This window comes from Micromonospora fulviviridis, assembly GCF_014648395.1.
Classification (GTDB): domain Bacteria; phylum Actinomycetota; class Actinomycetes; order Mycobacteriales; family Micromonosporaceae; genus Micromonospora; species Micromonospora fulviviridis.
The window spans coordinates 151841-177892 of the sequence record NZ_BMRA01000005.1 but is presented as its reverse complement, the minus strand read 5'-3'; the positions used below and the strand labels follow the sequence as shown (position 1 = coordinate 177892).

Below are 26052 nucleotides of genomic sequence, written 5' to 3'. Positions count from 1 at the left end.
ACCTGTCTCCCGTTACCAGACGAAGGCGAGGACTTCCCCGCCAACGCTCCGCTTGCGGGCCTGCCGGTCGGTGAGCAGCCCCTGGGACGTCGAAATGATCGCCACGCCCAGCCCACCGAGCACCCGCGGGAGCCCGTCCGACTTGGCGTACACCCGGAGACCGGGCTTGGACACGCGCTTGATGCCGGCCAGGCTCCGCTCCCGGTTCTGGCCGTACTTCAGCTCGACGACCAGTCGCTTGCCGACGGCGCCCTCCTCGGGCTCCTCGACCGACCAGGTGGCGATGTAACCCTCGGCCTTGAGGACCTCGGCGATGTTCGCCTTGATCTTCGAGTAGGGCATCGTCACCCGGTCGTGGTACGCCTGGTTGGCGTTACGCAGACGCGTGAGCATGTCTGCGATCGGGTCGGTCATCGTCATGAAATTCGTCAACCTTTCTCGCCGGGGTTCCCCGGGCCAGGCCCGGGGCCTACGGCGAAGAGACAGTTCAGCTGACGCGCGAAGCGCGCCGGGCTATTACCAGGAAGCCTTGGACACGCCGGGCAGCTCACCGCGGTGGGCCATCTCCCGGATGCACACCCGGCAGAGACCGAACTTGCGGTAGACCGCCTTCGGACGCCCGCACCGCTGGCAGCGGGTGTACGCGCGAACCGAGAACTTCGGCTTCGCGGCCGCCTTGAGGATCAGCGCCTTCTTGGCCATCTCAGTTCTCCTTGAACGGGAAGCCCAGGAGCTTGAGCAGCGCCCGGCCCTCGTCGTCGGTCGTGGCGGTCGTGACCACCGTGATGTCCATGCCCCGCTGGCGATCGATCTTGTCCTGGTCGATCTCGTGGAACACCGACTGCTCGGTCAGACCGAACGTGTAGTTGCCGTGGCCGTCGAGCTTGCGCCCGTCCAGGCCGCGGAAGTCGCGGATACGCGGCAGCGCGATCGAGAGCAGCCGGTCCAGGAACTCCCACATCCGGTCGCCGCGCAGGGTGACCTTCGCGCCGATCGGCATGCCCTCGCGAAGCTTGAACTGCGCGATGGACTTGGTCGCCCGCCGCACCAGCGGCTTCTGGCCGGTGATGGTGGCCAGGTCGCGGACCGCGCCGTCGATCAGCTTGGCGTCGCGAGCAGCCTCGCCGACACCCATGTTGACGACGATCTTGACGAGCCCGGGCACCTGCATGGGGTTGCCGTAGCTGTACTGCTCCTGCAGCTTCGCCACGACCTCGTTGCGGTACCGCTCCTTGAGGCGCGGCAGGGTCTTGGTTTCGGTAGCCGTGGTCATCAGAGGTCCTTACCGGTGCTACGCGCGATGCGGACCTTCTGGCCGTTGTCGTCGATCCGGTAACCGACCCGGGTCGGCTTGCCGTCGGAGTCCAGGACCTGCACGTTCGAGACGTGGATCGGGGCCTCCTGGGTGACGATGCCACCGGTCTTGGCGCCACGCTGGGTGGTGCTGATGCGGGTGTGCTTCTTGACCCGGTTCACGCCCTCGACCAGGACCTTGTCCTGCCGCGGGTAGGCCGCGATGACCTTACCCTTGGCACCCTTGTCCTTGCCGGCGATGACGACGACCGTGTCGCCCTTCTTGACCTTCACGGTCACAACACCTCCGGCGCGAGAGAGATGATCTTCATGAACCGCTTGTCCCGCAGCTCGCGGCCCACCGGGCCGAAGATGCGGGTACCGCGCGGGTCCCCACCGTCCTTGATGATGACGGCGGCGTTCTCGTCGAAGCGGATGTACGAGCCGTCCGGCCGCCGCTTCTCCTTGGCGGTGCGAACGACGACGGCCTTGACGACGTCGCCCTTCTTCACACCGGCACCGGGGATCGCGTCCTTGACCGTGGCCACGATGACGTCGCCGATGCTCGCGTAGCGCCGACCGGAGCCACCGAGAACCCGGATGCACAGGATCTCCCGGGCACCCGTGTTGTCGGCGACGCGCAGTCGCGACTCCTGCTGAATCACGTCTATCTCCTATGTCTGCCGGTTCTCCGGCCGCCCGGAGGCGGCCGGAGCCTGGCGGAACCTGCGCCCGACCGAACCCGGCCGAGCTCGAGCCTTCGCTACTTGGCCTTCTCGAGGATCTCCACGAGCCGCCACCGCTTGGTGGCGGAGAGCGGCCGGGTCTCCATGATCAGGACCCGGTCGCCGATGCCGGCCGAGTTCTGCTCGTCGTGGACCTTCAGCTTGCTGGTCCGGCGCATGATCTTGCCGTACAGCGCGTGCTTGACCCGGTCCTCGACCTCGACCACGACGGTCTTTTCCATCTTGTCGCTGACCACGAGGCCCTCACGCACCTTGCGGCGGGCCCGCGCGGTGGCGGCGGTGGTGTTCTCACTCATGATGCAGTCACCTCAGTCGGCGCGGCCGAGAGACCCAGCTCACGCTCACGCATGATCGTGTAGATCCGGGCGATCTCCCGACGGATGACCTGCAGCCGCCGGTTGTTGTCCAGCTGCCCGGTTGCGGCCTGCACGCGGAGGTTGAACAGCTCCGCCTTCGCCTCGCGCAGCTTCGTGACCAGCTCCTCCTCGGAGAGCTCACGCAGCTCGGAGGCCTTGACGCCCGCTGCCATCAGGATTCACCCACTTCGCGCGTAACAATGCGGCACTTCATCGGGAGCTTGTGGATCGCGCGACGCATCGCCTCTCGCGCGATCTGCTCGTTGGGGAAGGACATCTCGAAGAGAACCCGCCCCGGCTTGACGTTGGCGACCCACCACTCGGGCGAACCCTTACCGGAACCCATCCGGGTCTCGGCCGGCTTCTTGGTGAGGGCCTGGTCCGGGAAGATCGTGATCCAGACCTTGCCGCCACGCTTGATGTGGCGGGTCATCGCGATACGCGCCGACTCGATCTGGCGGTTGGTCACGTACGCCGGCTCAAGAGCCTGGATCCCGAACTCGCCGAACACCACCCGGTTACCACCCTTGGACGCGCCGTGGCGGTCCGGGTGGTGCGGCTTGCGGAAGCCCTTCGGGGGCTTGCGCGGCATCAGCATCTGTCAGCCCTCCTGCTGCGTTTCTGCCGGCTGGGTCGCGGCCGCGGCCACGGCTCCGGCGTCGACCGGCTCACCGGCCGGCGTCTCCGCCTGCTGCGCGATGGTGGTCGCGGCAGCCCGGCCGGCCTCGGTGCCACCGGCGGTCGTGCCCGACGAACCCGACCGGCCACGGCGCGGCCGCTCCGGCCGGTCGCCACGGTCGCGGCGCGGGCCGCGCGACGGGGCGGCCTCGGCCGGGGCCTCGCGGCCCGGGACGGCGTCGCCCTTGTAGATCCAGACCTTCACGCCGATCCGGCCGAAGGTGGTACGGGCCTCGAAGAAGCCGTACTCGATGTTGGCCCGCAGCGTGTGCAGCGGAACCCGGCCCTCGCGGTAGAACTCGGTCCGGCTCATCTCGGCGCCGCCGAGACGACCCGAGACCTGCACCCGGATGCCCTTGCAGACCGGGTTCTTCATCGCGGACTGCATCGCCTTGCGCATGGCCCGACGGAAGCTGACCCGGCTGGACAGCTGCTCGGCGACGCCCTGGGCGACCAGCTGCGCGTCCGACTCGGGGTTCTTCACCTCGATGATGTTCAGCTGGACCTGCTTGCCGGTGAGCTTCTCCAGCTCGCCGCGGATCCGGTCGGCCTCCGCACCCTTACGGCCGATGACGATGCCCGGCCGGGCGGTGTGGATGTCGACGCGGACCCGGTCCCGGGTGCGCTCGATGTCGACCTTGGAGATCCCGGCGCGCTCGAGGCCCTTGGACATCATCCGGCGGATCTTGACGTCCTCGCCGATGTAGTCCTTGTAGAGCTTGTCCGCGAACCAGCGGGACTTCCAGTCGGTCGAGATGCCGAGCCGGAACCCAGTGGGGTGAACCTTCTGACCCATTACTCGGCACCTTCCGTCGTGCTCTGCCCCTCAGCGGCCTCGGCCTGCTTGGCCGGGGCGGCCTTCTTCGCCGACTTCTTCGGCGCGGCCGGCGCAACCGCCTCGACCGCCACGGTGATGTGGCAGGTCCGCTTGCGGATCCGGTAGGCCCGGCCCTGCGCCCGCGGCCGGAACCGCTTCATCGTCGGGCCCTCGTCGACGAACGCCTCGCTGACGAGCAGCGCATCGGGGTCCAGCCGCTCGTTGTTCTCCGCGTTGGCGATCGCGCTCGCGAGCACCTTGTACACCTGCTCGCTCGCAGCCTGCGGCGCGAACTGCAGCACCGTGAGCGCCTCCTTCGCGGGCAGGCCGCGGACGAGGTTGACCACCCGGCGCGCCTTCATCGGCGAGATGCGCACGTGCCGCGCAACCGCCCGCGCGCCCGGAAGCACCGGAGCGTCGCCCTTTCCTGGCATCGCTGTAACCCCTTGTTCCTCTATCCGTATGCCCGCGGCGTCAGCGCCGGCGGCTCTTCCGGTCGTCCTTCTCGTGACCCTTGAACGTGCGGGTCAGCGCGAACTCGCCGAGCTTGTGCCCGACCATGGCCTCGGTCACGAAGACCGGGACGTGCTTACGTCCGTCGTGCACGGCGATCGTGTGACCCAGCATCTCCGGGATGATCGTCGAGCGGCGCGACCAGGTCTTGATGACGTTCTTCGAGCCCTTGTCGTTCTGCGTCTCCACCTTCTTGAGCAGGTGGTCGTCGACGAACGGGCCCTTCTTCAGGCTGCGAGGCATGTCTTATCTCCCTCAGCCGCGCTTACGCGTGGCGTAGCGGCGGCGGACGATCAGCCGGTCGCTCGGCTGGCCCTTACGACGGGTGCGGCCCTCGGGCTTACCCTGCGGGTTGACCGGGTGGCGACCACCGGAGGTCTTACCCTCACCACCACCGTGCGGGTGGTCGACCGGGTTCATGGCCACACCACGGACGGTCGGGCGCTTGCCCTTCCACCGCATCCGGCCGGCCTTACCCCAGTTGATGTTCGACTGGTCGGCGTTGCCGATCTCGCCGACGCTGGCGCGGCAGCGCACGTCGACGCGCCGGATCTCGCCGGACGGCATGCGGAGGGTCGCGTACGCGCCCTCACGGCCGAGCAGCTGGATGCCGACGCCGGCCGAACGGGCCAGCTTGGCGCCGCCGCCCGGACGCAGCTCCACGTTGTGGATGGTGGTACCGACCGGGATGTTGCGCAGCGGCAGGTTGTTGCCCGGCTTGATGTCGGCGCTCGGCCCCGACTCCACCCGGTCGCCCTGCTTCAGGTCCTTCGGCGCGATGATGTAGCGCTTCTCGCCGTCGGCGTAGTGCAGCAGCGCGATGCGCGCGGTGCGGTTCGGGTCGTACTCGATGTGCGCGACCTTCGCCGGCACGCCGTCCTTGTCGACCCGCTTGAAGTCGATCAGGCGGTACTGCCGCTTGTGGCCGCCACCGTGGTGCCGGGTGGTGATCCGGCCGTGGGCGTTGCGTCCGCCCTTCTTCGGCAGCGGAGCCAGCAGCGACTTCTCGGGCGTCGACCGGGTGATCTCGGCGAAGTCGGCGACGCTCGAGCCACGCCGGCCCGGCGTCGTCGGCTTGTACTTACGGATAGCCATTGTCTACACCCCTCAGCTGACCGGGCCGCCGAAGGCCTCGATACGGTCACCGTCAGCCAGCTTCACGATCGCCCGCTTGGTCGCCTTGCGCTGACCGAAGCCGGTCTTGGTGCGCTTGCGCTTGCCCTCGCGGTTGAGCGTGTTGACCGTCAGGACGCGGACGTTGAAGATCTGCTGGATAGCGATCTTGATCTCGGTCTTGTTCGCGTCCGGGTGCACCAGGAAGGTGTACCAGTTCCGGTTCAGCTCGCTGTAGCTCTTCTCCGAGACGACCGGGGCGACGATGATGTCGCGCGGATCGGCGATCGTGCTCACTTGCCACCCTCCTCGGTGGTCTCGGCGGGAACGCCCAGGAACTCGTCCAGGGCCTCCTTCGTGAAGACCACGTCGTCGGCCACCAGCACGTCGTACGTGTTGAGCTGGCCGGCCTCGATCAGGTGCACCCGCGGCTCGTTGCGCAGCGACACCCAGTTCAGCTCGTCGGTGCTGCTCAGCACGACCAGGACCCGGCGGGCCTCGGTCAGCTTCGTCAGCGTGGCCAGCGCGGCCTTGGTCGACGGCTTCTCGCCCGAGACGAACGCCTCGACGACGTGCACCTGGCCGGCGCGGGCCCGGTCGGAGAGGGCGCCACGCAGGGCGGCGGCCTTCATCTTCTTCGGGGTGCGCTGGCTGTAGTCGCGCGGCACCGGGCCGTGGACCACGCCACCGCCGGCGAACTGCGGCGCGCGGGTCGAGCCCTGGCGGGCACGACCGGTGCCCTTCTGCTTGTACGGCTTCCTGCCTCCACCGGAGACCTCGCCGCGGGTCTTGGCCTTGTGCGTGCCCTGCCGGGCCGCCGCCAGCTGAGCCACCACGACCTGGTGCATCAGCGGGATGTTGGCCTGGACGTCGAAGATGTCGGCCGGCAGCTCGACGGAGCCGCTCTTGGCGCCTTCGACGTTGAGGACGTCAACGGTGGTCACTTGGCCGCACCGCCCTTCTTCACCTTGGCCTTGGCCGCGGTACGGACCAGGACCAGCGCGCCCTTGGGGCCGGGGATGGCACCACGGACGAGCAGGAGGTTGTTCTCGGTGTCCACGGCCTGGACGGTCAGGTTCTGGACGGTGTAGCGAACGCCACCCATCCGACCCGCCATCCGGGTGCCCTTGAAGACGCGACCCGGGGTCGCGCAGGCGCCGATCGAGCCCGGCGAGCGGTGCTTGCGCTCGACGCCGTGGCTGGCGCGCAGACCGTGGAAGCCGTGCCGCTTCATCGGGCCGGCGTAGCCCTTGCCCTTGGTCTTGCCGGTGACGTCGATGGTCACGCCGGCCGGGAACTCCTCGACCGTGACCTCCTGGCCCGGCGAGTAGTCCGCGGCGTCCGCGGTGCGCAGCTCGACGATGTGCCGGCGCGGCGCGACGTCCGCCTTGGCGTAGTGCCCGGCGATCGGCTTCTTGACCTTGCGCGGGTCGATGGCCCCGTACGCCAGCTGGACCGCGGAGTAACCGTCCTTGTCGGCGCTACGAACCTGGCTCACGACGCACGGGCCGGCCTGAACCACGGTCACGGGAACAACGCGGTTGTTGTCCCAGACCTGGGTCATGCCGAGCTTTGCGCCCAGGATCCCCTTGACTTGCCTGTCCATTTGTCCGGTCCCTACAGCTTGATCTCGATGTCGACGCCAGCCGGCAGGTCGAGGCGCATGAGCGAGTCGACCGTCTTCGGGGTCGGGTCGATGATGTCGATCAGACGCTTGTGCGTGCGCATCTCGAAGTGCTCGCGCGAGTCCTTGTACTTGTGCGGCGAGCGGATAACGCAGAAACGGTTGATCTCCGTGGGCAGCGGCACCGGGCCAGCGACCTGCGCCCCGGTACGCGTCACCGTCTCGACGATCTTCCGAGCCGAGGAGTCGACGACCTCGTGGTCATAGGCCTTGAGCCGGATGCGGATCTTCTGTCCCGCCATGGTGGCTTCTGTTCCTTCTCTCGATGCCGCTGTGTTGCGGGCGCCTGTACCGGCTGGTACAGGCCCACTTCGCCGACCCCCGCGGTCGGGCGTGTCGCGCCCGTGGGCCAGGCTCCGCCCCGGGACTCCGGAGCGATTTCCGACCACGCGGTGGGTCATGGCGCCGATCGCAGTGACCGCGACCTGGACGCCGCGCGAGGGTGGTTGACCGCCAGGGGCGATCAACCACCCTACGCGAGACTGTCTGCCTCCCGGAGGTCCAGCGTTAACCGGACGCGGGCGACCGACCGTCGTTACGCAACCTGACTAGTATGCCGCACGACCGGCGGCGACGCTAATCGGGGTTACCCAGCTCACTTGATGATGTTGGTGACGCGACCAGCGCCGACCGTACGGCCACCCTCCCGGATCGCGAACTTGAGGTTTTCCTCCATCGCGATGGGCTGGATCAGCTTCACGGTCATCGTGGTGTTGTCGCCCGGCATGACCATCTCGGTGCCCTCGGGCAGCGTGACGACGCCGGTGACGTCCGTGGTGCGGAAGTAGAACTGCGGACGGTAGTTCTGGAAGAACGGGGTGTGCCGGCCGCCCTCCTCCTTGGAGAGGATGTAGACCGTCGCCTCGAACTCCGTGTGCGGGGTCGTGGTGCCCGGCTTGATGACGACCATGCCGCGCTCGACGTCCTCGCGCTTGATGCCGCGGAGGAGCAGACCGACGTTCTCGCCGGCCCGGGCCTCGTCGAGCAGCTTGCGGAACATCTCGATGCCGGTGCAGGTGGTCTTCATCGACTTCTCGCGGATGCCGACGATCTCCACCTCCTCGTTCGGCTTGAGGATGCCACGCTCGGCGCGACCGGTGACGACGGTGCCACGACCGGTGATCGTGAACACGTCCTCGATCGGCATGAGGAACGGCTTCTCGGTCTCGCGCTCCGGCTGCGGGATCGCGGTGTCGACGGCGTTCATGAGGTCCATGAGCTTGCCGGTCCACTCGGGGTCACCCTCGAGGGCCTTCAGCGCCGAGACCCGCACGACCGGCAGGTCGTCACCCGGGTACTCCTGCGACGAGAGCAGCTCGCGCACCTCGAGCTCGACGAGCTCCAGGAGCTCCTCGTCGTCGACCATGTCGCTCTTGTTGAGCGCCACGACGATGTACGGCACACCGACCTGACGGGCGAGCAGCACGTGCTCGCGGGTCTGCGGCATCGGGCCGTCGGTCGCCGCCACCACCAGGATCGCGCCGTCCATCTGGGCGGCACCGGTGATCATGTTCTTGATGTAGTCGGCGTGACCGGGGCAGTCGACGTGCGCGTAGTGACGCGCCTCGGTCTGGTACTCGACGTGCGCGATGGAGATCGTGATGCCGCGGGCCTTCTCCTCCGGCGCCTTGTCGATCTCGTCGAACGGCGTGTACGGGTTGAGGTCCGGGAACTGGTCGTGCAGGACCTTGGTGATGGCCGCCGTCAGCGTCGTCTTACCGTGGTCGATGTGACCAATGGTGCCGATGTTGACGTGCGGCTTAGTCCGCTCGAACTTCGCCTTCGCCACTGGTGTCCTCCTGTGGACTTTCTTGGTTCGTTCGCCCCGGTGCGCCGGGTCGGCGCTTAGGACTCTGTCGACAGCCTTTCCGACCTTACGGCCGGAGAGCCTTGGTGGGTTCTGCGGCGATGAAGCCTACAGGCCCGGATTCACACAACCCGACCGAGGTGGCCGCGGGCGGGAGAACCCTCCCGCGACCGCCCCGAATCATCCGATCAGCTCAGGTGAGCGTCACTCACCCGTCGCCTTGGCGATGATCTCCTTCGCCACGCTCTGCGGAACCTCGGCGTAGGAGTCGAACTGCATGCTGTAGCTAGCCCGGCCCTGGGTCTTCGACCGCAGGTCGCCGACGTAGCCGAACATCTCCGACAACGGCACCAGGGCCCGGACGATGCGGGCGCCGCTGCGCTCCTCCATCGCCTGGATGATGCCCCGTCGGGAGTTGAGGTCGCCGATGACGTCACCCATGTTCTCCTCAGGGGTGGTGACCTCAACGGCCATCATCGGCTCGAGCAGTGCGGGGTCGGCCTTGCGGGCCGCCTCCTTCATCACCATCGAGCCGGCGATCTTGAATGCCATTTCCGACGAGTCGACCTCGTGGTACTGGCCGTCCAGCAGCGTCAGCTTGACACCCACCAGCGGGAAGCCGGCGAGGATGCCGTACTGCATCGCGTCCTGGGCGCCCGCGTCCACCGACGGGATGAACTCCCGGGGGATGCGGCCGCCGGTGACGGCGTTCGCGAACTCGTAGGTCGGCGAGTCGTTGTCCAGCGGCAGCGGCTCGATGCTCACGATCACGCGGGCGTACTGGCCGGAGCCACCGGTCTGCTTCTTGTGGGTGTACTCGATCTTCTCCACCTTGCGGCGGATCGTCTCGCGGTACGCCACCTGCGGCTTGCCGATGTTCGCCTCGACGTTGAACTCACGGCGCATCCGGTCGACCAGGATGTCCAGGTGCAGCTCGCCCATGCCGGAGATGACCGTCTGACCGGTCTCCTCGTCCAGCTTGACGCGGAAGGTCGGGTCCTCCTCGGCCAGTCGCTGGATGGCGGTGCTGAGCTTCTCCTGGTCGGCCTTGGTCTTCGGCTCGATCGCGACCTCGATGACCGGCTCCGGGAAGGTCATCGACTCCAGGATGACCGGGTTGGCCGGGTCGCAGAGCGTGTCGCCGGTGGTGGTCTGCTTGAGACCCTGCACCGCGATGATGTCGCCAGCCTGGGCCGAGCCGCGCTCTTCCCGCTTGTTGGCGTGCATCTGGTAGATCTTGCCGATCCGCTCCTTGCGGTCCTTGGTGGAGTTGACCACCTGGGTACCGGTCTCGACCACACCGGAGTAGACCCGGACGTAGGTGAGCTTGCCGAGGTGCTTGTCGGTTTGGATCTTGAAGGCCAGGCCCGAGAACGGCTCGGCCTTCGACGGCTTCCGCTGCATCGGCGTCTCGCCGTCGGTGGCGGTGCCCTCGATGGCCGGGACGTCGAGCGGCGACGGCAGGTAGTCGACCACGGCGTCGAGCATGGGCTGCACGCCCTTGTTCTTGAACGCCGAGCCGCACAGCACCGGGTTGGCCTTGCTGGCGATGGTGGCGCGCCGGATGGCGGCCTTGATCTCCTCGACGGAGATCTCCTCGCCCTCCAGGTACTTCTCCATCACCGAGTCGTCGACGTCGGCCAGGGTCTCCATCAGCTTCTCGCGCCACTCGGCCGCGGAGTCGGCCAGGTCGGCCGGGATCTCCTCGATCGCGTAGTCCTCACCCTTCTGGGTCTCCCCGCGCCAGGTGAGCGCCCGCATGTTGATCAGGTCGACGACACCGATGTGGTCGCCCTCGAGCCCGATCGGGATCTGGAGCACCAGCGGGGTGGCGTTGAGCCGGTCGATCATCATCTGCACGCAGCGGAAGAAGTCGGCGCCGGTCCGGTCGAGCTTGTTGACGAAGCACATCCGCGGGACGTGGTACTTGTCAGCCTGCCGCCAGACGTTCTCCGTCTGCGGCTCCACGCCGGCGACACCGTCGTAGACCGCGACCGCACCGTCCAGCACCCGCAGCGACCGCTCGACCTCGACCGTGAAGTCGACGTGACCGGGCGTGTCGATGATCTGGATCGTGTGGCCCTTCCACTCACACTTGGTAGCAGCGGAGGTGATGGTGATGCCACGCTCCTGCTCCTGCTCCATCCAGTCCATGACGGCAGCGCCCTCGTGGACCTCACCGATCTTGTACGTGATACCGGTGTAGAACAGGATCCGCTCGGTGGTCGTGGTCTTACCGGCATCGATGTGCGCCATGATGCCGATGTTGCGTACGTTGGCGAGCGCGTCTGCGGCGGCCACTTCAATCCCTACTTATCGTCGTCTAGACACAACTGGTGGTGGTTCCGGCGCCTCGTGGGCGCCGGAACCTGGGTGTTACCAGCGGTAGTGCGCGAAGGCCTTGTTGGACTCGGCCATCTTGTGCGTGTCCTCGCGCCGCTTGACGGCGGCGCCGAGGCCGTTGCTCGCGTCCAGCAGCTCGTTCATCAGCCGCTCGACCATGGTCTTCTCGCGACGGGCCTTGGAGTACGTCACCAGCCAGCGCAGGCCGAGGGTGGTCGCGCGGGCCGGACGAACCTCGACCGGCACCTGGTAGGTGGCGCCACCGACCCGGCGGCTGCGCACCTCGAGGGTGGGCTTGACGTTGTCCATCGCGCGCTTGAGCGTGACGACCGGGTCGGTGCCGCTCTTCTCGCGGCAACCCTCCAGGGCGGCGTACACGATGCGCTCGGCGAGCTGACGCTTGCCGCGCATCAGGATCTTGTTCACCAGCTGGGTGACCAGGGGCGAGTTGTACACCGGGTCAGCGACCAGCGGCTTCCGCGGAGCGGGTCCCTTACGCGGCATGTCAGCTCTTCTCCTTCTTCGCGCCGTAACGGCTGCGAGCCTGCTTGCGGTTGCGGACACCCTGGGTGTCCAGCGAACCGCGAACGATCTTGTACCGCACGCCGGGGAGGTCCTTCACGCGGCCGCCGCGGACGAGCACGATCGAGTGCTCCTGCAGGTTGTGGCCGACGCCCGGGATGTAGGCGGTCACCTCGATCTGGCTGCTGAGCTTGACACGAGCGACCTTGCGCAGCGCCGAGTTCGGCTTCTTGGGGGTGGTGGTGTACACGCGGGTGCACACGCCGCGCCGCTGGGGAGACCCCTTGAGCGCCGGGGTCTTGGTCTTGGTCGTCTTGGCCTGGCGGCCCTTTCGGACCAGCTGCTGAATGGTGGGCACCGGGTTTCTCCGCTCCCTTCGGCCGCTGCGAGGCGACCGCGCCGTCTGCTCTAGCCGGCCTGATGGACGGCTCTCCTACATTCCAACCAGGGCCACCTGACGGGGGTCCCAGCACCCGCGGTCGGGCGTGTCGCCCGAGTCACGGTCCGGTGCGGCCGCTCGCGCGTCGTACCGGGTTTCTGTCACCGGCGCAGGGAACTTCCGGCGCCAGGTCTTGGGGCTCTGTCGTGCGGCCGCGCGATCACCGGCTGACCGGTTCCGGCGCACGCACGCATTGCCCGGGCTGGCCCGGGCACAAGAGGAAAGAGTACCTACCACAGGCGCGCGGGTCAAAACGGAGCGGTCCGGGAGAACCGCGTCGCGGTCCGCCGGCCGATCGCGTCGTGCCCGCCCGCCCGTCATGGGCACCTACGGTGACAAGTGTACCGGCTTCTCCCGCGCCCGGCCGGGCGGCCCCGGTTCCACCCGCACACCGGGGATCCGGGCATACCGGTCGTAGCTGGTCAGCGCACCGCCCGGCCGGACGGCCGGGCTCAGGTGATCTGCACCACCAGGGCCAGGGCGAGCCCGCCCAGGCTGACCAGCAGACCCACTCCCCCGCAGCTGAGCCCCGCCACGGCCAGGCCGCGTCCGGTGAACCGGACCGCCGGCGGCGGCGCCGGCCGCCGGATCTGCCGCCGGGCCAGCAGCCCCGCCACGACGGCCGCCGTGCCGGCGATCGCCCCGAGCACGGTGAACGCCCCGGCAGCCCAGGCCCCGCCGTAGTTCGGCCCGGCCACACCGAAGCAGAGGACCAGCAGCGACACCAGGATCGAGGCGATCCCGGTAACCAGCGACCCGATGGCGAGCCCCGAGGTCACCGGCGGCACGTCGAGGTGGACCACCCCGAACGGGGTGCCCGGGACCGCGTCGACCCGCTTCGGCGGGCGCGGCGCCTCCCGCGGGGGCGGCGGCACCGCGGCCGGGGACACCGACCCCCAGCCACCGCCGGCCGGCGCGCTCCCCGGCCCGGCCCACCCACCGCCGGGCACCGGCTGCTGCCCGGGGTACGCCCCGGACGCCGGCCAACCGGCCGGGGCGGACGAGTGCGGCCCGGGGGCGGGTGGAGTCCCGTACCCGGCGTGCGGTGCCGGCGAGCCGGGTGGGGTCGACGGTCCGGCGCCGTAACCGGCGTGGTGCGACGGCGAGCCGGGTGGGGTCGACGGTCGGGGCGCGCCAGGGAAGCCGTACCCGGCGTGGTGCGGAGGGGGGCCGGGCGGCGCCGGCGGGTACGGCCCGGCGGGCGGCCAGGACCCGGGCGGCGCGGACTGCGGTGAGACGGGCCCCGGCGCGTACCCCCTGGGGGTGGTCTCCGGTGACGCGCCCTCGGCGGACCCGGGGCCCGGCCGCGACCCGGCGGCGTCCGGTCCGGCCCAGGGGCTGACCGGCGGCGGCCCGCCGGCGTCCGGCCAGGTGCCGGGGCGGGTCGGGTCGCCTCCCGGCGGCGGGGCCGGTTCCGTCACGGGGTCCTCCTGTCGACGTGGCTCGCCCGCCGCGCGGCGGACACCGGCCAGGCTACCGTCGCGGGTCCCGCCGGCGGGGCCGGGCGCGGGCGCGCTCCCCCCGCCCGGTCAGTCGACGTTCGGGGCGAAGTCGTGCCCGAACGGGGCACCCGCCAGCCGGACCACGCCGATCACCACGGCCGCCACGATCGCCACGGCCGCGAGCAGCAGGCCCGTCCAGGCCAACTGCTCGCCCCGGCGCAGCCAGCCGGCGCCGGTGAGGAAACCACCCGAGACGTACGCCTCCCGTCGGGCCTGCCGGGCGAGGGTGAGCGCGATGGTCGCGGGCACCACGCCGCCGACGAAGAAGCCGGTGAGCGCCCCGATCAGCCCGAGGGCGAAGACCGCGCGGGCCTTGGTGGAGCGGACCGGCTCGGGGTCGAGCGGGTGGCGGTGCCCCTGCTGGGCGACGGGCACCTGTCCGGGCACGGTCGTCATGTCCACCATCATGCCCCGACGCGCCGCCCGAGGGGCCCACGGCCGCTCGACACCACCGCCGGACGCGACGAGGCCCCCGGCGGATGCCGGGGGCCTCGTCGTTTCCTACTGCTTAGCGGTACGACCCGAAGTCGAAGTCGTCCAGCGGAACCGCCTGGCCGCTGGCCGGCCCGAAGCCGTAGTCGGTCTCCGGGTAGCCGGTCATCGAGTAGACCTTGGCCTTCGCCTCCTCGGTCGGCTCGACCCGGACGTTGCGGTACTTGCTGATGCCCGTACCGGCCGGGATGAGCTTACCGATGATCACGTTCTCCTTGAGACCGATCAGCGAGTCGCTGCGGGCGTGGATCGCCGCGTCCGTCAGCACCCGGGTGGTCTCCTGGAAGGAGGCCGCCGACAGCCAGGAGTCCGTGGCCAGCGAGGCCTTGGTGATACCCATCAGCACCGGGCGACCGGCGGCGGGCTCGCCACCCTCGCCGACGAGCCGGCGGTTCTCCGACTCGAAGAGCGCCCGGTCGACCAGCACACCCGGCAGGAACTCGGTCGAGCCGGAGTCGATGACCGTCACCCGCTTGAGCATCTGGCGGATGATGATCTCGATGTGCTTGTCGTGGATGAGCACACCCTGCGAGCGGTAGACCTCCTGGACCTCCTGGGTCAGGTGGACCTGGACCGCGCGCGGGCCGAGGATGCGCAGCAGCTCGTGCGGGTCGATGGTGCCCTCGGTGAGCTTCTCGCCGACCTCGACGTGGTCGCCGTCGTGCGCCCGGAGCCGGACCCGCTTCGAGATCTTGTCGTAGACGATCTCGTCGCTGCCGTCGTCCGGGATGACGACGATCTTGCGGGACCGCTCGCCGTCCTCGATCCGGATCCGACCCGGGGTGTCGGCGATGGGCGCCTTACCCTTCGGGACCCGGGCCTCGAAGATCTCCTGGACACGGGGCAGACCCTGGGTGATGTCCTCACCCGCGACACCACCGGTGTGGAAGGTACGCATCGTCAGCTGCGTACCCGGCTCACCGATCGACTGGGCGGCGATGATGCCGACCGCCTCGCCGACGTCCACGGTCTTGCCGGTCGGCAGCGAGCGGCCGTAGCACGCACCGCAGACGCCAAGCTTCGACTCGCAGGTGAGCACGCTGCGCACCCGCACCGTCTCCACCCCGGCGGCGACGATCGCGTCGACCAGGATGGAGTTGATGTCCTGGCCCCGGTGGGCGACGACGTTGCCGTCCGGGCCCTTGATGTCGTCGGCCAGCGTACGGGCGTGCACGCTGGTCTCGGCGTGCTCGTGCACGACCAGCTTGCCGTCGAGCCGCTCGCCGATCTGCATCGGGATGGCACGGTCGGTGCCGCAGTCCTCCTCGCGGATGATGACGTCCTGCGAGACGTCCACCAGACGCCGGGTCAGGTAACCCGAGTCGGCGGTACGCAGGGCGGTGTCCGCGAGACCCTTCCGGGCACCGTGCGTGGAGATGAAGTACTCCAGCACGGACAGACCCTCCCGGTACGAGGCCTTGATCGGCCGCGGGATGATCTCGCCCTTCGGGTTGGCCACCAGACCACGGATCGCCGCGATCTGCCGGAGCTGGAGCAGGTTACCGCGGGCACCCGAGTTGATCATCTTCCACAGCGGGTTCTCCTGCGGCAGCGCGGTGTCCATCTCCTTGGCGACCTCGTTGGTCGCCTTGGTCCAGATCTCGATGAGCTCGCCGCGACGCTCCTCGGCGGTCATCAGACCACGCTGGTACTGCTTGTCGATCCGGTCGGCTTCCTTCTCGTACCGCTCCAGGATCTCCCGCTTGCGCGGCGGAGCGATGACGTCCTCCATGCCGATGGTGACGCCGGACCAGGTGGCCCAGTGGAAACCGGCCTCCTTGAGCCCGTCCAGGGTGGCCGCGAGGGCCACCTTCGGGAAGCGCTCGGCGAGGTCGTTGACGATCGCGGAGAGCTGGCCCTTGCGGATCTCGTAGTTCACGAAGCGGTAGCCCTGCGGCAGCGTCTCGTTGAACAGGACCCGGCCCAGGGTGGTCTCCACCGTCACCGGCTCGCCCTCGACCCAGCCCTCGGGCGCGACCCACGGCTCGGCGCCGGCGCCGTTGTCGACACCGACGATGCCGCGCAGGCGGATCTTGACCGGGGTCTGCAGGTGCAGCTCACGGTTGTCGAACGCCATCCGCGCCTCGGCGTCCGAGCTGAACGCCCGGCCCTCGCCCTGCCCACCCGGGGTGAGGTGGGTGAGGTGGTAGAGACCGATGACCATGTCCTGGGTGGGCATGGTGACCGGCTTGCCGTCGGCCGGCTTGAGGATGTTGTTCGACGACAGCATCAGGATCCGCGCCTCGGCCTGGGCCTCGGCGGACAGCGGCACGTGGACCGCCATCTGGTCACCGTCGAAGTCGGCGTTGAACGCGGTGCAGACCAGCGGGTGGATCTGGATGGCCTTGCCCTCGACCAGCTGCGGCTCGAAGGCCTGGATGCCCAGCCGGTGCAGGGTCGGCGCCCGGTTCAGCAGGACCGGGTGCTCGCCGATGACCTCTTCCAGCACGTCCCACACGACCGGCCGCTGCCGCTCGACCATCCGCTTGGCGGACTTGATGTTCTGCGCGTGGTTGAGGTCCACCAGCCGCTTCATCACGAACGGCTTGAACAGCTCCAGCGCCATCTGCTTGGGCAGACCGCACTGGTGCAGCTTGAGCTTCGGGCCGACCACGATGACCGAACGGCCGGAGTAGTCGACGCGCTTGCCGAGCAGGTTCTGGCGGAACCGGCCCTGCTTGCCCTTGAGCATGTCGGAGAGCGACTTCAGCGGGCGGTTACCCGGACCGGTGACCGGCCGGCCGCGACGGCCGTTGTCGAACAGCGCGTCGACGGCCTCCTGGAGCATCCGCTTCTCGTTGTTGACGATGATCTCGGGCGCGCCGAGGTCGATCAGCCGCTTGAGGCGGTTGTTCCGGTTGATCACCCGGCGGTACAGGTCGTTCAGGTCGGAGGTCGCGAAGCGGCCACCGTCCAGCTGCACCATCGGACGCAGGTCCGGCGGGATGACCGGGACGCAGTCCAGCACCATGCCGAGCGGCGAGTTGCGGGTGTTCTGGAACGCCGCCACGACCTTGAGCCGCTTGAGCGCCCGGATCTTCCGCTGGCCCTTGCCGGACCGGATGGTCTCGCGCAGGCTCTCGGCCTCGGCCTCCAGGTCCATGTTCTGGACCAGCGCCTTGATGGCCTCGGCGCCCATGCTGCCGGTGAAGTACTCGCCGAAGCGGTCGCGCAGCTCGCGGTAGAGCAGCTCGTCGGTGACCAGCTGCTTCGGCTCGAGCTTGCGGAAGGTGTCGAGGACCTCGTCGAGGCGGTCGATCTCGCGCTGGGCCCGGTCGCGGATCTGGCGCATCTCGCGCTCTCCGCCCTCCTTGACCTTGCGCCGGACGTCCGCCTTCGCGCCCTCGGCCTCCAGCTCGGCCAGGTCGGCCTCGAGCTTGGCGGCCCGCTTCTCGATCTCCGAGTCGCGGCTGTTCTCGGCCTGCCGCTTCTCGGCCAGGATCTCGTTCTCGATGGTCGAGAGGTCGCGGTGACGCGCTTCGGCGTCCACGCTCGTCACGACGTACGAGGCGAAGTAGATGATCTTTTCGAGGTCCTTCGGGGCGAGGTCCAGCAGGTAGCCCAGCCGGCTCGGCACGCCCTTGAAGTACCAGATGTGGGTCACCGGAGCGGCCAGCTCGATGTGACCCATCCGCTCCCGGCGGACCTTGGAGCGGGTCACCTCGACGCCGCAGCGCTCGCAGATGATGCCCTTGAAGCGGACCCGCTTGTACTTACCGCAGTAGCACTCCCAGTCCCGCTGCGGACCGAAGATCTTCTCGCAGAAGAGCCCGTCCTTTTCCGGCTTCAGGGTGCGGTAGTTGATGGTCTCGGGCTTCTTGACCTCGCCGTGGGACCACTGACGGATGTCGTCGGCGGTGGCGAGACCGATGCGCAGCTCGTCGAAGAAGTTGACGTCGAGCACTATGTCCCCTATGTCGTCGTCTGTACTGCTTAGCTAACGGGCGGGGTCGGGAGCCGGCGTACCGGCTCCCGACCGCTCGCCTCAGACCTCTTCGACCGAGCTCGGCTCGCGCCGGGACAGGTCGATGCCCAGCTCCTCCGCGGCCCGGAACACCTCGTCGTCGGTCTCGCGCATCTCGAGGGCCACACCGTCGCTGGAGAGCACCTCGACGTTGAGGCACAGCGACTGCAGCTCCTTGAGCAGCACCTTGAACGACTCCGGGATGCCCGGCTCCGGGATGTTCTCGCCCTTGACGATCGCCTCGTAGACCTTCACCCGGCCGAGGACGTCGTCGGACTTGATGGTCAGCAGCTCCTGCAGGGCGTAGGCGGCGCCGTACGCCTGCATGGCCCAGCACTCCATCTCACCGAAGCGCTGGCCACCGAACTGCGCCTTACCACCCAGCGGCTGCTGCGTGATCATCGAGTACGGGCCGGTCGACCGGGCGTGGATCTTGTCGTCGACCAGGTGGTTGAGCTTCAGGATGTAGACGTAGCCGACCGCGATCGGGTCCGGCAGCGGCTCACCGGAGCGACCGTCGAACAGCTGCGCCTTGCCGCTGCGGCCGATCAGCTGCTTGCCGTCCCGGTTGGGCAGGGTCGACTCGAGCAGACCGGAGATCTCCTCCTCGCGGGCACCGTCGAAGACCGGAGTGGCCACGTTGGTGTCCGGCTCGGACTCGTGCGCCTCGATCGAGCGGAGCTGGCGCTTCCACTCGGTGTCGTCGCCGTCCACGCTCCAGCCCGTCTTGGCCACCCACCCGAGGTGGGTCTCCAGGACCTGGCCGATGTTCATCCGGGACGGCACACCGAGCGGGTTCAGCACGATGTCGACCGGGGTGCCGTCCTCCAGGAACGGCATGTCCTCGATCGGCAGGATCTTGGAGATGACGCCCTTGTTGCCGTGGCGGCCCGCGAGCTTGTCACCGTCCTGGATCTTGCGCTTCTGGGCCACGTAGACCCGGACCAGCTCGTTCACGCCCGGGGGCAGCTCGTCGCCGTCCTCGCGGGAGAAGGTACGCACACCGATGACCGTGCCGGTCTCGCCGTGCGGCACCTTCAGCGAGGTGTCCCGGACCTCACGCGCCTTCTCACCGAAGATCGCGCGGAGCAGCCGCTCCTCGGGGGTCAGCTCGGTCTCGCCCTTCGGCGTGACCTTGCCGACCAGGATGTCGCCGGGGACGACCTCGGCGCCGATCCGGATGATGCCGCGCTCGTCGAGGTCGGCGAGCATCTCCTCGCTGACGTTCGGGATGTCGCGGGTGATCTCCTCCGGGCCGAGCTTGGTGTCCCGGGCGTCGACCTCGTGCTCCTCGATGTGGATCGAGGTGAGCACGTCCTGCTGCACGAGGCGCTGCGACAGGATGATCGCGTCCTCGTAGTTGTGGCCCTCCCAGGTCATGAACGCCACGAGCAGGTTGCGCCCGAGCGCCATCTCGCCCTCGTCGGTGCACGGACCGTCGGCGATGACCTGGCCGGCCTCGACGCGGTCGCCCTCGAAGACGACCGGCTTCTGGTTGACGCAGGAGCCGGCGTTGGAGCGGCGGAACTTGTGCAGCAGGTACGTCCGGCGGTGGCCGTCGTCCTGGTGGACCGTGATGTAGTCCGCGCAGAGGTCCTCGACCACACCGCCGACCTCGGCGACGACGACGTCACCGGCGTCCACGGCCGCGCGGTACTCCATGCCCGTGCCGACCAGCGGCGCCTCGGCCTTGACCAGCGGCACCGCCTGGCGCTGCATGTTCGCGCCCATGAGCGCGCGGTTGGCGTCGTCGTGCTCGAGGAACGGGATCATCGCGGTCGCGACCGAGGTCATCTGCCGCGGCGACACGTCCATGTAGTCGACGGCCGCCGGCGCCACGTCCTCGGTCTCGCCGCCCTTACGGCGGACCAGGACGCGGTCCTCGGCGAACGACCCGTCCGACTTCAGCGGGGCGTTGGCCTGCGCCTTGACGAACCGGTCCTCCTCGTCCGCGGTCAGGTAGTCGATCTGGTCGGTGACCCGACCGTCGATGACCTTCCGGTACGGCGTCTCGATGAAGCCGAACGGGTTGACCCGGGCGAAGGTGGAGAGCGCGCCGATCAGACCGATGTTCGGGCCTTCCGGCGTCTCGATCGGGCACATCCGGCCGTAGTGGGACGGGTGCACGTCACGGACCTCGAAGCCGGCCCGCTCCCGGGACAGACCACCCGGGCCGAGCGCGCTCAGCCGGCGCCGGTGGGTCAGGCCCGCCAGCGGGTTGGTCTGGTCCATGAACTGGGACAGCTGCGACGTGCCGAAGAACTCCTTGATCGCCGCCACCACCGGGCGGATGTTGATCAGGGTCTGCGGCGTGATCGCCTCGACGTCCTGGGTGGTCATCCGCTCGCGGACGACCCGCTCCATCCGGGAGAGACCGACCCGGACCTGGTTCTGGATCAGCTCGCCCACGGTACGCAGGCGCCGGTTGCCGAAGTGGTCGATGTCGTCGGCCTCGTAGCCCTCCTCACCGGCGTGCAGCCGGCAGAGGTACTCCACGGTGGCGACGATGTCGTCCTCGGTCAGCGTGCCGGTGGTGATCGGCACGTCCAGCTCGAGCTTCTTGTTGAACTTGTAACGCCCGACCTTGGCGACGTCGTACCGCTTCGGGTTGAAGAAGAGGTTGTCGAGCAGGGTCTGGGCGTTCTCGCGGGTCGGCGGCTCGCCAGGGCGGAGCTTCCGGTAGATGTCGAGCAGCGCCTCGTCCTGCCCGGCGATGTGGTCCTTCTCGAGCGTGGTCATCATGAGCTCGGACCAGCCGAACTTCTCGCGGATCTGCTCCGCCGACCACCCGATGGCCTTGAGCAGGACGGTGACGGCCTGCCGGCGCTTGCGGTCGATGCGGACGCCGACCGTGTCGCGCTTGTCGATGTCGAACTCCAGCCAGGCGCCCCGGCTGGGGATCACCTTGACGCTGGAGAGGTCGCGGTCGGAGGTCTTGTCCGGCTGCTTGTCGAAGTAGACGCCCGGCGAGCGGACGAGCTGGCTGACCACGACGCGCTCGGTGCCGTTGATGATGAAGGTGCCCTTCGGCGTCATCATCGGGAAGTCACCCATGAACACCGTCTGGCTCTTGATCTCGCCAGTGGTGTTGTTGGTGAACTCCGCGGTCACGAACAGCGGGGCGCAGTAGGTCAGGTCCTTCTCCTTGCACTCCTCGATCGAGGCCTTGACCTCGTCGAAGCGCGGAGCCGAGAAGGAGAGCGACATGGTGCCGGAGAAGTCCTCAATGGGACTGATCTCGTCGAGGATCTCCGCGAGACCCGAGCGTGCGTGCGGGTCGTCCGCCGACCGGCCCTGCCAAGCCTCGTTGCCGACGAGCCAGTCGAAGGACTCGTTCTGGATGGCGAGGAGGTTGGGGACCTCGAGGTGTTCGGTAATCCGACCGAAAGAAACTCGGCGGGGCGCGAATGCGCTCGACGTACGACTGGTCTTCGCAGGGCGGGAAGCTGCCAAGATGCGTCCTTCCGAGGACCGGTGCTGCAGAACGGCTGGTACGCGTGCACTCCAATGACCCCACCAGAAATATCCGTAAACGGACATTTCCGAGCAGGGGTCAAGTCGGAAGGCAGCGCAAACTAGCAGTGTAGCCGAGAGGCTAACCGCTGTCCAGCCCACCCCGCAGGTCGTCGCGGAACTTGCCTCGGGACCTCGGAAAACCGGGTCAACCGGGCTGCTCGGAACGCGACGTTCCTGCCGGTCCGCTCAGGCGCAGCGGCGGTGGTGCTGCCGTTGCCTTACCCGAGAGGCGGCCGTTGCAAGCGCGGAAGGTCTTGCTGGTGTCAGCGTGCCTGTCGGGCCCGTGCCGCGTCAAGGGCCGGTTACCGCTCGGGGTGTCTTTCCCACCGACGGGCTACCGACAGCCATCCCTGTGAGGCCGACGCGAGGATCCTGTACGCCCTGCTCACGCCGCCGCCTCGGGGGCACCAACCACAGCGGGCGGCGATCCGTTCCCGGATCACCGCCCGCTGCGAACGCGGTGTGCCCCGACTCACGTGAGCCGGACGCGCGTCAGGTCGAACTCAAGGTCACTTGAGGGTGACCTTGGCGCCCTCGCCCTCGAGCTTGGCCTTGGCCTTCTCGGCGGTCTCCTTGTTGGCCTTCTCCAGGACGGCCTTCGGAGCAGCCTCGACCAGGTCCTTGGCCTCCTTGAGGCCCAGGCCGGTCAGCTCACGCACGACCTTGATGACCTGGATCTTCTTGCCACCGTCGGCGTCGAGGATGACGTCGAACTCGTCCTTCTCCGGCTCGGCCTCGGCGGCCGGGCCGGCGGGGCCGCCGGCGGCGGCAACGGCGACCGGAGCCGCCGCGGTGACCTCGAAGGTCTCCTCGAACTGCTTCACGAACTCGGAGAGCTCGATCAGCGTCATCTCCTTGAACGCGTCGAGCAGCTCGTCGGTGCTGAGCTTCGCCATGTCTGGCGTCCTTTCTGAAAGTGAAAACTAAGAACGTGGGTGCGCCGGGTGGCCTCAGGCCGCCTCGGCGCCCTCCTTCTCGCGCTTGTCCTGCAGAGCGGCCGCCAGACGCGCGGTCTTGGCGAGCGGAGCCTGGAACAGGGCCGCGGCCTTGCTCAGGTTGCCCTTCATGGCGCCGGCCAGCTTCGCCAGCAGCACCTCGCGGGACTCCAGGTCGGCGAGCTTCGTGACCTCGGCCGCGGAAATGGCCTTGCCCTCGAAGACACCGCCCTTGATGACGAGCTTCGGGTTGGCCTTCGCGAAGTCGCGAAGCCCCTTCGCCGCCTCGACGACGTCGCCCGAAACGAAAGTCAGCGCGGTAGGACCGGTGAACAGCTCGTCGAGGCCGGAGATGCCCGCATCGGTCGCGGCACGCTTGGCCAGCGTGTTCTTCGCGACCGTGTAGCTGGTCTCCTTGCCGAGCGAGCGCCGCAGCTGAGTGAGCTGCGAAACCGTGAGCCCGCGGTACTCGGTCAGCACGGTCGCCCCCGCGTTGCGGAAGCTCTCGGTCAGCTCGGCGACGGCCGTGGCCTTGTCGGCCCGGATCGGCTTGTCCGCCATGTCCCTCCTCTCTCGTTGCTCGGAGCTGGTACGCCGGCGACGAGCGGACGCTCGCGACGGCGGCGGAGGCATCACGACAACGAGAAAAGCCCCGGCGCAGGGCGCACGGGGCGAGGGCCGGCACCGTGGGCGCGGTCGGCGGACCACGTACAGCACCGAGTTTCGCTTGCCGCCCTGCGCGGGTCGCCCGTCATCGCGGGACCTTCGACCGTGCCAGGGCACGGTGACCAGCGGTCTCTGGGTGGAACTACGCGCCAAGGTTACGCGACGTGTCCCGTTACCTCCAAATCGCCCCCGGAGTGCTCCCGGTCACTCAGGCACGGCTCCGGCGGCCCCAGGCGTAGCCGGCCAGCACCACGGCCGCCCAGGCCAGCGCCCAGGCGGTCAGCAGCAGGCCGGTGGGAGCCGCGAGCGGGCCGGCCAGCGCCCGGGCGGTGGGCAGCACCGGCGGCGCCAGCCAGGGCGCCACCGAGCCGGAGAGGCCGAGGACCAGCGCGCCCACCCCGCCGAGGGTGAGCACGGCGACGCCGTAGCCGGCGCTGCGGGTGATCGCCCGGCAGGCCAGGGCGCCCAGCGCCACCGCCGCCGGCAGGGCCAGCAGGTGGGCCCAGAGGCCGAGCGCCAACCCCTCGGCCAGCGGCCGGTCCCCCGGCCCGGTCGGGCCGGTCACCCCGCCGACCAGCCACGGGAAGACCAGCGCGACGGCCACCGTGCCGAGGCCGGCCACGGCCGCCGCGAGCAGGCCGGCGGCCCGCTCCCGGGCCGGGCCGAGGACCACCCGGGCCAGCCGGCGCTGCACGTCCGGCTCGACGTCGAGCAGGATCTTGGTCTGCCAGGCCAGCACCGGGAAGAGCACGACCGCCGAGACGCCGTAGGCCTCGGCAGGCTGGGCCCGGCCGCCGCCGTAGAGGACGCCGAGGGCCAGCAGGCCGGCCAGCACGGGGGCCAGCGCCCTTCCGGTACGCAGGAAGCCGGCCAGCCGCAGCCGAACGAGGGCGATCACCGGGCCACCTCCGGGGCGGAACCGGACCCGCCGGCTGCGCCGGACAGCGGGGCCTCGCCGGGACCGGGATCGGGCCGGCCGCGTTCGCCGGGCTGCCCGGCACCGGAGACCGGGCCCGCGGGGACGGCGAGCCGGGAGTCGGACACGGGTCGCGTGGCGGGGGGCGGGACGGCGTGGTCGCGTACCCGGAGGACGTGGTGGCCGTCGGCGCGCAACCGGGCGACGGCGGCGGCGACCCCGGCGGCCGGGACCGACAGCTCGACCACGACGGTGGCCGCGGCCCCGGACGGCGCCGCCTCGGTGACCGTGCCGTCGGCGACCGACCAGTGCCGGGCGCCGGGCAGCCGGACCGTCTCGCCGCGGTGATCGCTGACCAGCACCGTGCCGCCCTCGGCCAGCACCTCGTCGACCACCTCGGGCACCAGGTCGCGGGCGGCGGCGTCCAGCCCCTCCCAGGGTTCGTCGAGGACGAGCAGGCCGGGCGGGCGGAGCAGCGCCTGGGCCAGGCCGACCTTCTGCGCGGTGCCCTTGGACAGCTCGGGCAGCCGCACCCCGTGGAAGCGCATCAGGCCGAGCCGGTCGACCCAGCGCCGCACCGCCCGGTCGGCCTCGGGGCCGGGCAGGCCGGCCACCCGGGCCATCGCAGCGAGGTAGGCGCCCACGGTGAAGGGCTGGTCGGCGGGGAAGCGCTCCGGCACCCAGCCGACGGCCGCCGGCCGGTCGACCACCCGGCCCCGCGTCGGCCGGAGCACGCCGGCGGCGAGCTGGAGCAGGGTGGACTTGCCCACCCCGTTGCGCCCGAGCACCACCGCCACCTCGCCCGGGCCGATCGCCACGTCGGTCTCCCGCAGCACCCACGGGCCGCGCCGCTGGTACCGCAGCCAGACGCCTTCCAGCCGCATGCGCCGAGCCTGCCACACCGGACAGACGGACGGGGCCCCGCCACCGGGTGGTGGCGGGGCCCCGTCAGGGCAGTCGTGCTCAGGCCTCGGTCGAGGCCTCGCTCAGGTTCTTCACCGCGTTCGGGTCGACCGGGACGCCCGGGCCCATGGTGGTGGTGAGGGTGACCTTCTTCAGGTACTTGCCCTTGGCCGCGGACGGCTTCGAGCGCAGGACCTCGTCCAGCACCGCCGCGTAGTTGTCGATCAGCTGGGTCTCGGAGAACGAGGCCTTGCCGATGATCAGGTGGAGGTTGGAGTGCTTGTCCACCCGGAAGGTGATCTTACCGCCCTTGATGTCCGCGACGGCCTTGGTGACGTCCATGGTCACCGTGCCGGTCTTCGGGTTCGGCATGAGGCCGCGCGGGCCCAGGATCCGCGCGATCCGGCCGATCTTGGCCATCTGGTCCGGGGTGGCGATCGCCGCGTCGAAGTCCAGCCAACCGCCCTGGATACGGGCGACCAGCTCGTCGGTGCCCACCTCGTCCGCACCCGCGGCGGCGGCCTCCTCGGCCTTCGCGCCGGCGGCGAAGACGATCACGCGGGCGGTCTTACCGGTGCCGTGCGGCAGGTTGACCGTGCCGCGGACCATCTGGTCCGCCTTGCGGGGGTCGACGCCGAGGCGCATGGCGACCTCGACCGTGGCGTCGAACTTGACGTTGGTGGTCTCCTTGGCCAGCTTGACGGCCTCGGCGGGAGTGTAGAGCTTCGACCGGTCGATGACCTCGGCGGCCTTGCGGTAGCTCTTGCTGCGCTGCATTTCTGGTAACTCCTGTGGTCTATGGCGGGCCCGCGACGGCGCGGCCCTCCCACGAACGGATCGGGTGGAG

The 26052-nt window shown here is 69.4% G+C and carries 29 protein-coding genes; all 29 read right to left on the bottom strand.

Annotated features, from left to right (window positions below):
- Positions 1-12: 12 nt before the first annotated feature.
- The 29 genes from rpsH to rplA all read right to left on the bottom strand — a co-directional run bounded on the left by rpsH (position 13) and on the right by rplA (position 25982).
- On the bottom strand, positions 13-420 hold the full coding sequence (gene rpsH / locus IEY96_RS14985) for a 30S ribosomal protein S8 (RefSeq protein ID WP_013288624.1): 408 nt from the start codon (positions 418-420) through the stop codon (positions 13-15).
- Between the two features lie 96 nt (positions 421-516).
- A complete protein-coding gene (locus IEY96_RS14980; RefSeq protein ID WP_007073023.1) occupies positions 517-702 on the bottom strand; it encodes a type Z 30S ribosomal protein S14 in 186 nt (61 codons plus the stop codon).
- A 1-nt stretch (position 703) separates the two neighbouring features.
- Complete coding sequence (rplE, locus tag IEY96_RS14975) at positions 704-1273, bottom strand: 50S ribosomal protein L5 (protein ID WP_091317981.1); 570 nt, start codon at positions 1271-1273, stop codon at positions 704-706.
- Positions 1273-1593: a 50S ribosomal protein L24 gene (gene rplX, locus IEY96_RS14970; protein ID WP_007465276.1), complete on the bottom strand. Its 321-nt coding sequence runs from the start codon at positions 1591-1593 to the stop codon at positions 1273-1275. Before rplX ends, rplE begins: the two co-directional genes overlap by 1 nt.
- A complete protein-coding gene (gene rplN, locus IEY96_RS14965) occupies positions 1590-1958 on the bottom strand; it encodes a 50S ribosomal protein L14 (protein WP_007073026.1) in 369 nt (122 codons plus the stop codon). The genes rplX and rplN overlap by 4 nt, the downstream gene beginning before the upstream one ends.
- A gap of 98 nt (positions 1959-2056) precedes the next feature.
- Positions 2057-2335 carry a 30S ribosomal protein S17 gene (gene rpsQ / locus IEY96_RS14960; RefSeq protein WP_091198287.1) on the bottom strand — a complete coding sequence of 93 codons (279 nt, stop codon included), beginning with the start codon at positions 2333-2335 and terminating at the stop codon, positions 2057-2059.
- Positions 2332-2568 (bottom strand): 50S ribosomal protein L29, encoded by a 237-nt coding sequence (gene rpmC / locus IEY96_RS14955; RefSeq protein ID WP_007073028.1) that lies wholly within the window; start codon positions 2566-2568, stop codon positions 2332-2334. Before rpmC ends, rpsQ begins: the two co-directional genes overlap by 4 nt.
- Positions 2568-2993: a 50S ribosomal protein L16 gene (gene rplP, locus IEY96_RS14950; RefSeq protein ID WP_073834927.1), complete on the bottom strand. Its 426-nt coding sequence runs from the start codon at positions 2991-2993 to the stop codon at positions 2568-2570. Before rplP ends, rpmC begins: the two co-directional genes overlap by 1 nt.
- Before the next feature lie 3 nt (positions 2994-2996).
- Entirely contained in the window at positions 2997-3869 is an 873-nt protein-coding gene (rpsC, locus tag IEY96_RS14945; RefSeq protein ID WP_189195425.1) for a 30S ribosomal protein S3, read from the bottom strand.
- A complete protein-coding gene (gene rplV, locus IEY96_RS14940; protein ID WP_073834929.1) occupies positions 3869-4324 on the bottom strand; it encodes a 50S ribosomal protein L22 in 456 nt (151 codons plus the stop codon). The genes rpsC and rplV overlap by 1 nt, the downstream gene beginning before the upstream one ends.
- 40 nt (positions 4325-4364) lie before the next feature.
- Positions 4365-4646: a 30S ribosomal protein S19 gene (gene rpsS, locus IEY96_RS14935; protein WP_007073032.1), complete on the bottom strand. Its 282-nt coding sequence runs from the start codon at positions 4644-4646 to the stop codon at positions 4365-4367.
- Positions 4647-4658: 12 nt separating this feature from the next.
- Positions 4659-5498, bottom strand: coding sequence for a 50S ribosomal protein L2 (gene rplB / locus IEY96_RS14930; protein ID WP_091262802.1), 840 nt, complete (start codon positions 5496-5498; stop codon positions 4659-4661).
- Between the two features lie 12 nt (positions 5499-5510).
- Positions 5511-5813: a 50S ribosomal protein L23 gene (gene rplW / locus IEY96_RS14925; protein WP_073834931.1), complete on the bottom strand. Its 303-nt coding sequence runs from the start codon at positions 5811-5813 to the stop codon at positions 5511-5513.
- Positions 5810-6460 carry a 50S ribosomal protein L4 gene (rplD, locus tag IEY96_RS14920; protein WP_189195424.1) on the bottom strand — a complete coding sequence of 217 codons (651 nt, stop codon included), beginning with the start codon at positions 6458-6460 and terminating at the stop codon, positions 5810-5812. Before rplD ends, rplW begins: the two co-directional genes overlap by 4 nt.
- On the bottom strand, positions 6457-7122 hold the full coding sequence (gene rplC / locus IEY96_RS14915) for a 50S ribosomal protein L3 (RefSeq protein WP_189195423.1): 666 nt from the start codon (positions 7120-7122) through the stop codon (positions 6457-6459). The genes rplD and rplC overlap by 4 nt, the downstream gene beginning before the upstream one ends.
- Positions 7123-7133: 11 nt before the next feature.
- Positions 7134-7442: a 30S ribosomal protein S10 gene (gene rpsJ / locus IEY96_RS14910; protein WP_007073037.1), complete on the bottom strand. Its 309-nt coding sequence runs from the start codon at positions 7440-7442 to the stop codon at positions 7134-7136.
- Between the two features lie 353 nt (positions 7443-7795).
- The gene (gene tuf, locus IEY96_RS14905) at positions 7796-8989 is read right to left on the bottom strand and encodes an elongation factor Tu (RefSeq protein ID WP_148430091.1); all 1194 of its coding nucleotides are present in this window, start codon (positions 8987-8989) and stop codon (positions 7796-7798) included.
- Positions 8990-9211: 222 nt separating this feature from the next.
- Positions 9212-11308 (bottom strand): elongation factor G, encoded by a 2097-nt coding sequence (gene fusA, locus IEY96_RS14900; protein ID WP_189195422.1) that lies wholly within the window; start codon positions 11306-11308, stop codon positions 9212-9214.
- A gap of 75 nt (positions 11309-11383) precedes the next feature.
- A complete protein-coding gene (rpsG, locus tag IEY96_RS14895) occupies positions 11384-11854 on the bottom strand; it encodes a 30S ribosomal protein S7 (protein ID WP_088647009.1) in 471 nt (156 codons plus the stop codon).
- Position 11855: 1 nt separating this feature from the next.
- Positions 11856-12230, bottom strand: coding sequence for a 30S ribosomal protein S12 (rpsL, locus tag IEY96_RS14890; protein WP_007465318.1), 375 nt, complete (start codon positions 12228-12230; stop codon positions 11856-11858).
- Positions 12231-12763: 533 nt separating this feature from the next.
- Complete coding sequence (locus IEY96_RS14885) at positions 12764-13186, bottom strand: hypothetical protein (RefSeq protein ID WP_189195731.1); 423 nt, start codon at positions 13184-13186, stop codon at positions 12764-12766.
- A gap of 654 nt (positions 13187-13840) precedes the next feature.
- Positions 13841-14209 carry a hypothetical protein gene (locus tag IEY96_RS14880; protein WP_189195421.1) on the bottom strand — a complete coding sequence of 123 codons (369 nt, stop codon included), beginning with the start codon at positions 14207-14209 and terminating at the stop codon, positions 13841-13843.
- Positions 14210-14321: 112 nt separating this feature from the next.
- Positions 14322-18209, bottom strand: coding sequence for a DNA-directed RNA polymerase subunit beta' (locus IEY96_RS14875; protein ID WP_189195420.1), 3888 nt, complete (start codon positions 18207-18209; stop codon positions 14322-14324).
- 81 nt (positions 18210-18290) lie between these two features.
- A complete protein-coding gene (gene rpoB / locus IEY96_RS14870; RefSeq protein ID WP_189195419.1) occupies positions 18291-21722 on the bottom strand; it encodes a DNA-directed RNA polymerase subunit beta in 3432 nt (1143 codons plus the stop codon).
- Between the two features lie 572 nt (positions 21723-22294).
- Positions 22295-22681, bottom strand: a complete 387-nt coding sequence (gene rplL / locus IEY96_RS14865) for a 50S ribosomal protein L7/L12 (RefSeq protein ID WP_091317960.1) — start codon at positions 22679-22681, stop codon at positions 22295-22297.
- A 54-nt stretch (positions 22682-22735) separates the two neighbouring features.
- Positions 22736-23281, bottom strand: a complete 546-nt coding sequence (gene rplJ / locus IEY96_RS14860) for a 50S ribosomal protein L10 (protein ID WP_046567232.1) — start codon at positions 23279-23281, stop codon at positions 22736-22738.
- A 313-nt stretch (positions 23282-23594) separates the two neighbouring features.
- Positions 23595-24284, bottom strand: coding sequence for a hypothetical protein (locus IEY96_RS14855; RefSeq protein WP_189195418.1), 690 nt, complete (start codon positions 24282-24284; stop codon positions 23595-23597).
- A complete protein-coding gene (locus tag IEY96_RS14850; protein ID WP_189195417.1) occupies positions 24281-25186 on the bottom strand; it encodes an ATP-binding cassette domain-containing protein in 906 nt (301 codons plus the stop codon). The genes IEY96_RS14855 and IEY96_RS14850 overlap by 4 nt, the downstream gene beginning before the upstream one ends.
- Positions 25187-25265: 79 nt before the next feature.
- A complete protein-coding gene (gene rplA / locus IEY96_RS14845; RefSeq protein WP_189195416.1) occupies positions 25266-25982 on the bottom strand; it encodes a 50S ribosomal protein L1 in 717 nt (238 codons plus the stop codon).
- Positions 25983-26052: the final 70 nt, after the last annotated feature.

Bases quoted from the DNA above. Each gene is read 5' to 3' on its own strand.
- rpsG (WP_088647009.1), bottom strand. From the start codon at position 11,854: ATGCCGCGTAAGGGACCCGCTCCGCGGAAGCCGCTGGTCGCTGACCCG.
- rplP (WP_073834927.1), bottom strand. From the start codon at position 2,993: ATGCTGATGCCGCGCAAGCCCCCGAAGGGCTTCCGCAAGCCGCACCAC.
- rpsH (WP_013288624.1), bottom strand. From the start codon at position 420: ATGACGATGACCGACCCGATCGCAGACATGCTCACGCGTCTGCGTAAC.
- rplE (WP_091317981.1), bottom strand. From the start codon at position 1,273: ATGACCACGGCTACCGAAACCAAGACCCTGCCGCGCCTCAAGGAGCGG.
- rpsS (WP_007073032.1), bottom strand. From the start codon at position 4,646: ATGCCTCGCAGCCTGAAGAAGGGCCCGTTCGTCGACGACCACCTGCTC.
- rpsJ (WP_007073037.1), bottom strand. From the start codon at position 7,442: ATGGCGGGACAGAAGATCCGCATCCGGCTCAAGGCCTATGACCACGAG.
- rpsQ (WP_091198287.1), bottom strand. From the start codon at position 2,335: ATGAGTGAGAACACCACCGCCGCCACCGCGCGGGCCCGCCGCAAGGTG.
- rplL (WP_091317960.1), bottom strand. From the start codon at position 22,681: ATGGCGAAGCTCAGCACCGACGAGCTGCTCGACGCGTTCAAGGAGATG.
- rplB (WP_091262802.1), bottom strand. From the start codon at position 5,498: ATGGCTATCCGTAAGTACAAGCCGACGACGCCGGGCCGGCGTGGCTCG.
- IEY96_RS14980 (WP_007073023.1), bottom strand. From the start codon at position 702: ATGGCCAAGAAGGCGCTGATCCTCAAGGCGGCCGCGAAGCCGAAGTTC.
- rplV (WP_073834929.1), bottom strand. From the start codon at position 4,324: ATGCCAGGAAAGGGCGACGCTCCGGTGCTTCCGGGCGCGCGGGCGGTT.
- rplC (WP_189195423.1), bottom strand. From the start codon at position 7,122: ATGGACAGGCAAGTCAAGGGGATCCTGGGCGCAAAGCTCGGCATGACC.
- IEY96_RS14850 (WP_189195417.1), bottom strand. From the start codon at position 25,186: ATGCGGCTGGAAGGCGTCTGGCTGCGGTACCAGCGGCGCGGCCCGTGG.
- rpmC (WP_007073028.1), bottom strand. From the start codon at position 2,568: ATGGCAGCGGGCGTCAAGGCCTCCGAGCTGCGTGAGCTCTCCGAGGAG.
- rplJ (WP_046567232.1), bottom strand. From the start codon at position 23,281: ATGGCGGACAAGCCGATCCGGGCCGACAAGGCCACGGCCGTCGCCGAG.
- IEY96_RS14880 (WP_189195421.1), bottom strand. From the start codon at position 14,209: ATGACGACCGTGCCCGGACAGGTGCCCGTCGCCCAGCAGGGGCACCGC.
- rplA (WP_189195416.1), bottom strand. From the start codon at position 25,982: ATGCAGCGCAGCAAGAGCTACCGCAAGGCCGCCGAGGTCATCGACCGG.
- rpsC (WP_189195425.1), bottom strand. From the start codon at position 3,869: ATGGGTCAGAAGGTTCACCCCACTGGGTTCCGGCTCGGCATCTCGACC.